Genomic DNA, 6,000 nt, shown 5'->3' with positions numbered 1-6,000 from the left:
GGATATATGGCTGCAATGTACTCTATTTCAAAGATCTAAATTGTCTTGCAATAGGAGAGGGTCCATATATGGTATTAAATGACTCTGACAGTACACGATAAAGAGGGCTCGAACTTTAATTTGCGATAAGCAGCATATTCTATGGCGTTGTCCCGCCATAGAGAAGTCAGTACAGTGTGTTCATGTGAGTGTTTTTATGAATGTTATTGAGGCAGTTTTTCGCGAATAAGCAGCTCGATTTTCTGCTTAGAAAGCGCTTTTGAAAAATAATAACCTTGGCCTAACTCACAGCCAAGTTGTTGTAATAATTGGAACTGCTGCGCATCTTCAATGCCTTCGGCCAATATCTGAACGTTCAAGACATTACCTAAGCTAATAATTTGTCGAACAAATTCTCGATCAACTGTCGTATTGCAGATGTTTTCAACCAAACTTCGATCAAGTTTTAATTTGTCCAATGATAAATTCAAGGTCCGAATTAAGCTTAATGACGAGTAACCAGAACCAAAGTCGTCAACCGCAATAGCAATGCCAAGTTGCTTAACTTTAACGACATTCTCAATCAATACATTAAGATTTTTAGCGCTGGTCGTTTCTGTTATTTCAATTTCTATTAACGAGGTCGGGCAATTGGTTTGCTCAATAATTTGAGCGATGCGGGGAATAAACGTGGTCATCTCTAAGGTTTTAAATGAGATATTAATGGCTATTTTTGGTGGCTTGAGCCCCTGCTCGGTCCACGCAACTATTTGCGAGCACACCCGGGTAAATACCGATAAATCAAATTCAAAATGTAAACCTATGTCTTCGGCAATCGTCACGAAAACATCTGGCGATATGGTACCGAGTTCTCGATGGTGCCACCGAGATAACGCTTCTAAACCGACTAATTTATTGCTGCCAAGATCATATTGCGGCTGATAATATATTTCGATTTGGTGTTGTTCGATTGCATTAGGAAACTCATCAATAACTATCTTATTGAACAGCAAACTGTTGGTTGCTTGCGTGGTTGCATAAGCATATTCTGAGGTGCTGTATTTTCCGGCTTGCTGCATCGCCGTATCGGTAGCAACCTCCATTTCAAAGTAACTATCGTATTCACCACCTAATTCACTGATGCCAATACTAAAAGATTTACTAATCTTAATATCGTTTGCTAGCTCAATTGGTTGGGCGGACAAATCGCATAACGTTTGGCATAAAGTAGCGATATATTTTCGGAATTTACTCGTGTCTAATTTTTGATGATTATCCAATAAAATACCAAATTTAGCATTTGAATAACGGACGACTAAACCATTATTTTGCACTATTTGTTGCAGTTTCTGACCCAGAATTGCTAAATAATCATCACCGACTTGATAACTATGGCGAAAGTTAATCGTTGAAAAATTATCAACCCGAAACATAACCAGCGCCAGATCAAAAGGCGTAGTTTCAGGTTGGTTGAGCAGGTAATTACCTTTAGAGCTAATCGCCCAGCCATTAGGCAGGCCAGTAATAGGATCTATTGATTTGTCAGTTACTATTCTAAAACGCAACTGGTACTTGCCCTCGCTATCGCTTTGGCAATGCAGCTTAACGGGCAAACAATAATGGTGTTGATTTTTTAAATTACCAGCGCCAAAAACACCAGTTTTAGTACAACTAGCATCGGTATATAGCTGGTCAAGACTCGCTATTTCCTCTGGTTGTTGGGCCTCAACTGATAATAGATCTTGTAATCGATTGCCGATAATATCTAACTCGGCATAACCAAATAATTCTAAAAATAATTCATTACACGTTATTACAAAGCCATTTTCGACTGTAATGACTGGCAGTAATAGGTTTTCTGCATTGTTCATTGTAGCGCTCACTGGAACTAAAAATATATTGAGACGCGTAGGCCACAACCGCCGCACTATAGCATAGACAGGCCGAATATCGGACTTTCATGCTTTCTAAAAGCCAAGCTTAGCTATTACAAAACAATCAAACAACTAAATTTATTCGCAAAAACAAGCTGATATCAATGGCTAACTTAACGAAATTTCAGTGGTAAATTTAACGGTTCTAATAGACAACGATGTATGAAACTTACGAATATTTAAATCTGTATGCAATACGCGCTCAACAAAGGCCTCAAACGCTTGAATATCTGGCACTGAAATCAGTAAAACAAAATCGTAACTGCCAGTTATTTGATAACATTGAGTAACTTCAGCGGCCTGTAAAATTGAACGGCGAAACGCCTGATAAATATCTTGGCGGTCACGTTCCATTTCTACCGACACCATTAAGGTCATTTTGTTACCGGCTAACTCTGGGTTTACCAGCGCGACATCGGCATAAATCACCCCGTTATCACGTAACCGCTTAACTCGCTTTAGACAAGCCGGCGGTGACAGACCAACCTCTGCGGCGAGTTCAACATTGGATTTACGGTTATCTTGCTGCAATAGCACTAAAATTCTACGGTCTAGTTGGTCAATTTCCATTATTTCTCAGAAGCACCATATAACTACCTAATATTTCATAATGTAGTCAAAAAAGAAATTTTAGTCTAGTTTACGACCTCAATTAAAAATATAATTATCACAAACAACGTTATTATATGGCTCTGAATTACTAAACCGGAATTAGGCAATGAGCGCATTCATCACATTTTTCAAACAACTCGCGCAAGAAGTTATTGAGGTCACCATCACTTTATTTAAAGTGATGATCCCTATTATTATCGTTATAAAAATTATCGAAGAAATGGGCGGCATTGTATTACTTAGCCAATGGCTCGAGCCATTAATGTCTGCTATTGGCCTGCCAAGTGAGCTGGGCTTAGTTTGGGCCACGACTTTAGCGACCGGTATTTATGCCGGACTAATGGTCTTTGTAAACCTAGATATGGAATTAACCATTGCGCAAGTTTCAATTCTCGGGACCTTAATGTTAGTTGCCCATTCATTGCCTGTTGAGGCGGCGATAACCAAAAGAGCCGGAGTAAGCCTGTGGGTTACCCTGCTAATTCGGATCGGCGGCAGCTTATTACTCGCTTGGATATTACACCTAACTTACCAAAGCACTGGTGCCTTGCAGCAAACAGCTCAAATCGTGTGGCAACCCACTCAAAATTCAGATCACAGTTATTTAGCTTGGACCTTGGCTCAACTTGAAAGCTTGGTGATGATATTTGTAATAATTTCAGTCTTAATGTTTACCCTTAAAGTATTAAAACTACTGGGTATTGAGCGATTAATGGCAGTACTGTTAAGCCCATTATTAAAGTTATTAGGGATCAGCAAAGAGGCGACTAACCTAACCATTATTGGCGTCACTTTAGGGCTGTCTTTTGGTGGCGGTTTGCTGATTAACGAGGCAAAAAAGGGCCACATTCCAGCACGTGATATATTCACCGCTTTTATGCTGCTAAATTTACTGCACAGCCTAATTGAAGATACCTTATTAATTTTGTTAATTGGTGCCGATTTTAATACCATCTTCTGGGGCCGATTAGTCTTTTCTGTCTTACTGGTAGCACTGATTGCTGCGGGACTAAGAGCATTAGACACCAAATTTTGTGAACGGTATTTATACCAAACGGTTAAGTGAACGTAGATTATTAGCCATGCTGGCGGTTAAGTTCAATACACAGAGTTACAGCGATAATTGCAGTAACTCTGCCTATAATCTATATTAAGCATATCAAAAAAATCAGCGGCCACCTGCAAGCTAAGCGAGTTAAAATAAAGTCGATAATTTAACCTGTTAACAACCTGTTATTTCATGTTAATCTGCTGGTAAAGGTTAGTGCCAATGGAGGGTTAATGAAAAATAAATTATTTTTGCTGTGTTCATCCCCTGAAAATAAGTTTGAAACCCGCCTTTTCATCGCTAGATTTGAGCGTTATTTCAAGCAAAGTAAAAAAAACAGCCCTTTATTACTGCTCGCTTCGTTTGTGTTAGCGGCTTATCAGGTTTATCTTAATACCCCAACTTTACAGCTGATAATATGGCAAACTTTGTTAGTTTTTTTTATTGTCGCCATTTATAAAATTGACCACCAGCAGCAATACTCACCGGATATTGAGCGCCAATACCTATTGCTGAAATCGCGAATTACTCGACGTTTAATTTACGGTCTAGGCATTGCGGTATTGTTTGGAGCCAGCTGTTTCTTACTGCCCGATGAGACTCCCTTTGATCATTTAGCCTTATATTATATTTTTCTTGTTTGCTTACTCGCAATCATCTTAATCAGCAACATTACGTTCCCTGAATACTATTTCGGTTATGGCTTTATAATCATTAGTTTAATACTAACCCATACCTCGACTCATGCCAGTGGGCACAGTGAGGGCTTTCTTATGATTGCATCGCTGGTATGTCCCGTAGGGGTACTAATGATGACATTGAAGGCAACTGAAATGTCACACCGGGCGATTAACGAAATAGCACTAAGCCTAATGCTCACCAAGCAAATGGCCGAGATGCTTGAGCTGCAGCAAACTATAAAGCACCAATCTGAGCATGATGAATTAACTGGGTTGGCCAATCGGCGTAAATTTGAGAGTAGTGCCAGTGAGCTTGAGAATAATGCCAAGTTAGGCAATATCAGTTTTGGGGTGGTCTATATTGATCTCGACAAATTCAAACCTATCAATGATACCTTTGGCCATATTTATGGCGATTTGGTGTTACAGGAAATGGCACAACGATTAAATGCTTGCTGCGCTCGACAATCAGACTTAGTGTGTCGAATGGGCGGTGATGAATTTTGCATTTTAATTAAAAATGTTATTGGTCAACAACAGCTGCAAGAGTTGGCTCAGTCGATCGAGTTTCGACTCGGGCAAACCTACTCGATCAATGGGGTCGACTTTAATATTGGTGCCAGTATTGGCACCGCAACCTATCCTACCGATGGCGATAGTGTTGATGAGTTAATCTGTTGTGCCGATAAAAACATGTACTATCACAAACAACAAAAACTCGCGCTCACTTAAGAGCGCAGTCAGTTAAATAGTGATCAAATTCTCACCGTTAAACATTACAGCGTCATCTATTGCATTGATAATCTAGTAACTTGAAATGTTTACGCGCTATAATGGGACACATAACCCCAAAATAAGCATTAACTTTATGACCTCAACAGCCAGCTCTAGCACCAACCGTAACGGGCGTGGCCCGTCGGTCACTCGGGTAATGGAAATAATAGAGGCTGTAGCCTTGGCGGCACAACCGATGTCACCGGCTGATCTGTCGTTTCAATTAGAGATCCCCAAAGCCAGTCTCCATCGTCTGTTGCAGCAACTTGAAAGTGACGGTTATTTGCAAACCAATATGCGCGGCAAGGTTGTTTCAGGCAAACGAATGTATAAAGTAGCGCTTGGGGTTATTTATAGCAGTCGTTATCAGGTTCAGCGCCAAGCTATTTTGCAGCGACTTAGCCGTGAATTAGATGAAACCTGTGGTATCGCTATCCCCGACGGGATCGAAATGACCTATTACGATCGCGTTGAGTCGAACTGGCCACTGCAAATGAATTTAAAAACAGGTAGCCACGTACCACTGTGGTGTACTTCAAGTGGCAAATTATATTTAAGCTCTTTGCCTAAAAATATGCGCAGTCGCATCATCAACAACTTGCCGTTAGTCCGATACTCGCGTGCGACCATTACCGATACAAAAAAATTGGAAGACTCGCTAACCACAATCAGGGCCAATGAAATGGGCGTTGATAATGAAGAGTTTATGGATGGTATGGTTGGCTGCTCAGTGCCGATTGTTAACGCTGAAGGCCATTTTATTGCCAGCCTTTATACCCATGCCCCAATCATTAGAAAAAGCTTGCCGCAACTGATAGCCCTTGAGCCTTTATTACGAAAAGCGGCCGAAGACATCAGTAATCTGGTCAGCTCCCCTATCGCTGATAGCGGCGAATAAATTTCCACACCAAAAGCATTCGTTACAAAGCGTATCAGTTAACCGCTGATACGCTTTTTTTATATCAGTCAATCA

At 40.5% G+C, this 6,000-nt stretch carries 5 protein-coding genes; 3 read left to right on the top strand and 2 right to left on the bottom strand.

Annotated elements, in window-relative coordinates; translation table 11 throughout:
• Positions 1-203: 203 nt before the first annotated feature.
• Together HRU23_07395 and HRU23_07390 are read right to left on the bottom strand one after the other, a co-directional pair.
• Entirely contained in the window at positions 204-1,850 is a 1,647-nt protein-coding gene (locus HRU23_07395; GenBank protein NRA53955.1) for an EAL domain-containing protein, read from the bottom strand.
• 171 nt (positions 1,851-2,021) lie between these two features.
• Complete coding sequence (locus HRU23_07390; protein ID NRA53954.1) at positions 2,022-2,483, bottom strand: Lrp/AsnC family transcriptional regulator; 462 nt, start codon at positions 2,481-2,483, stop codon at positions 2,022-2,024.
• A 148-nt stretch (positions 2,484-2,631) separates the two neighbouring features.
• On the opposite strand from HRU23_07390, the gene HRU23_07385 reads away from it, so the two are divergent.
• The 3 genes from HRU23_07385 (at position 2,632) to HRU23_07375 (ending at position 5,925) form a co-directional block, all read left to right on the top strand.
• Complete coding sequence (locus tag HRU23_07385) at positions 2,632-3,591, top strand: hypothetical protein (GenBank protein ID NRA53953.1); 960 nt, start codon at positions 2,632-2,634, stop codon at positions 3,589-3,591.
• Between the two features lie 215 nt (positions 3,592-3,806).
• Positions 3,807-4,985: a GGDEF domain-containing protein gene (locus HRU23_07380; GenBank protein ID NRA53952.1), complete on the top strand. Its 1,179-nt coding sequence runs from the start codon at positions 3,807-3,809 to the stop codon at positions 4,983-4,985.
• A gap of 136 nt (positions 4,986-5,121) precedes the next feature.
• Positions 5,122-5,925 (top strand): IclR family transcriptional regulator, encoded by an 804-nt coding sequence (locus tag HRU23_07375; GenBank protein NRA53951.1) that lies wholly within the window; start codon positions 5,122-5,124, stop codon positions 5,923-5,925.
• The last annotated feature ends 75 nt before the right edge of the window (positions 5,926-6,000 follow it).

It is taken from the genome of Gammaproteobacteria bacterium, assembly GCA_013214945.1.
In the GTDB taxonomy this organism is placed as follows: Bacteria; Pseudomonadota; Gammaproteobacteria; order Enterobacterales; family Psychrobiaceae; genus Psychrobium.
The sequence above is the reverse complement of the archived record's forward strand: the minus strand, read 5'-3'. Positions and strand labels throughout refer to the sequence as shown.